This is a genomic window from Candidatus Phytoplasma pruni, from assembly GCF_013391955.1.
Taxonomy (GTDB): Bacteria; Bacillota_I; Bacilli_A; order Acholeplasmatales; family Acholeplasmataceae; genus Phytoplasma.
Map to the genome: position 1 here is coordinate 2,501 of NZ_JABUOH010000044.1, position 2,516 is coordinate 5,016.

Here is a 2,516-nt window from a genome sequence, read left to right on the forward strand (position 1 = left end):
GTTTGAAGGAACGAAGCCGTAGCGAAAGCGAGTCTTCATAGGGCGTTTAGTTTTATGTCATAGACCCGAAACTGAAGTGAGCTAGCCATGAACAGGTTGAAGTTTGGGGACAACCAAATGGAGGACCGAACCAGGACACGTTGAAAAGTGTTTGGATGATTTGTGGCTAGAGGTGAAATTCCAATCGAACTCAGAGATAGCTGGTTCTCCCCGAAATAGCTTTAGGGCTAGCGTTAATTCAGAAATTTTAATGAAGGTAGAGCACTAAATGATTGAGGGCTCCACCTCGGGGTACCGATATCAATTAAACTCCGAATGTCATTAAAAACAATTAGCAGTCAGACTGTGGGTGATAAGGTCCATGGTCAAAAGGGAAAGAGCCCAGACCGTCAGCTAAGGTCCCTAAATTAATGTTAAGTGGAAAAGGAAGTAGAGATGTTTAAACAATTAGGAAGTTGGCTTAGAAGCAGCCATCTTTTAAAGAGTGCGTAATAGCTCACTAATCTAATGACTCTGCACCGAAAATTTAACGGGGCTAAAACATTATACCGAAGCTACGGATATAAAAATAATTTATTATTTTTAATATGGTAGGGGAAGCGTTCTGACATCGATGAAGCCATAGCGGAAGCAGTGGTGGAGAGGTCAGAAGTGAGAATGCCGGTGTAAGTAACGAAAAGATAGGTGAGAATCCTATCCGTCAAAAACCCAAGGTTTCCAGGGGCAGGTTCGTCCGCCCTGGGTTAGTCAGGTCCTAAGGCGAGGCAGAAATGCGTAGTCGATGGCAAGCAGGCTAAAATTCCTGCACTAAGAAAACAACTGATGGAGCTACAAAACAGGCTAAGCACGCCCTTTATTGGATTAGGGTAGAAGAACCGAGTTTGAGAAGATAGGCAAATCCGTCTTCTTATTCCAAAAAATAAGGTTTGAAGGTAACGTGACTGAAGTCATATTTTCAAGAAAAACTTCTAGGGCTAATTGTTTTTTTACCTGTACCCGAAACCGACACAGGTGGGTAGGTAGAGAATACCTAGGGGCGCGAGACAACTCTCTCTAAGGAACTCGGCAAAATAGCCCCGTAACTTCGGGAGAAGGAGAGCTTTTATGATAAAAAGTAAAAGCCGCAGAGAATAGGCCCAAGCGACTGTTTATCAAAAACATAGGTCCCTGCTAAACCGTGAGGTGATGTATAGGGGCTGATGCCTGCCCGGTGCTGGAAGATTAAGAGGAGATGTCAAAGGTAACTTGAAGCATTGAATTGAAGCCCCGGTGAACGGCGGCCGTAACTATAACGGTCCTAAGGTAGCGAAATTCCTTGTCGGGTAAGTTCCGACCCGCACGAAAGGCGTAACGATCTGGGCACTGTCTCAGAGAGAGGCTCGGTGAAATCAAATTACCGGTGAAAATGCCGGTTACCCGCGACAGGACGAAAAGACCCCATGGAGCTTTACTGTAGCTTAATATTGAAATTGAAAATTGCATGTAGAGGATAGGTGGGAGACTGTGAAATTAGGACGCTAGTTCTAATGGAGTCATCCTTGGAATACCACCCTTGTTATTTTTAGCTTCTAACCTGCATAAGTGTATTATGAGGGACAGTGTTTGGTGGGCAGTTTGACTGGGGCGGTCGCCTCCTAAAGAGTAACGGAGGCGTTCAAAGGTACCCTCAAAATGGTCGGAAATCATTTTAAGAGCGTAAAGGTAAAAGGGTGCTTGACTGCGAGACCTACAAGTCGAGCAGGAACGAAAGTTGGACTTAGTGATCTTACGGTACCGTATGGAAGGGCCGTGACTCAACGGATAAAAGTTACTCTAGGGATAACAGGCTGATCTTCCCCAAGAGCTCACATCGACGGGAAGGTTTGGCACCTCGATGTCGGCTCTTCGCCACCTGGGGCTGTAGTATGTTCCAAGGGTTGGGCTGTTCGCCCATTAAAGCGGTACGTGAGCTGGGTTCAGAACGTCGTGAGACAGTTCGGTCCATATCCGGTGTGGGCGTTAGAGCATTGAGAGGACCTTTCCCTAGTACGAGAGGACCGGGAAGGACGCACCGCTGGTGTTTCAGTTGGTTCGCCAGAGCCACAGCTGAGTAGCTATGTATAGAAAGGATAAACACTGAAAGCATCTAAGTGTGAAGCCTCCCTTAAGATGAGATTTCCCTATGAGATCCCTGGAAGACTACCAGGTTGATAGGCTAGAGGTGTAAGAATAGTGATATTTTCAGCTGACTAGTACTAATAGATCCATTGACTTTGATTTTTTTGAAATAACTATGGTTATCTAGTTTTGAAAGATCCTTGGTGATTTAGTCAAGGGGAAACACCTGTTCCCATTCCGAACACAGCAGTTAAGCCCTTAAACCCCGACAATAGTTTTTCGTATGGAAAGCGAAGATAGGTTTTTGCCAAGGATTACTTGAAAAATTACTTTTAAAAAGAGGATTAGCTCAGTTGGGAGAGCGTCTGCCTTACAAGCAGAATGTCGGGGGTTCAAGTCCCTCATCCTCTACCAATTTT

1 tRNA gene and 2 rRNA genes (1 of these 3 cut by a window edge) are annotated in these 2,516 nt (G+C 45.2%); all 3 read left to right on the top strand.

The annotated features are described in order from the left end of the window. Nucleotides 1-2,259 (top strand): 23S ribosomal RNA (locus HR065_RS01685) (it extends 607 nt beyond the left edge of the window). 37 nt (nt 2,260-2,296) lie between these two features. Beyond that, nucleotides 2,297-2,410, top strand: a 5S ribosomal RNA gene (rrf, locus tag HR065_RS01690). Between the two features lie 25 nt (nt 2,411-2,435). Then, nucleotides 2,436-2,511, top strand: a tRNA-Val gene (locus HR065_RS01695). The last annotated feature ends 5 nt before the right edge of the window (nt 2,512-2,516 follow it).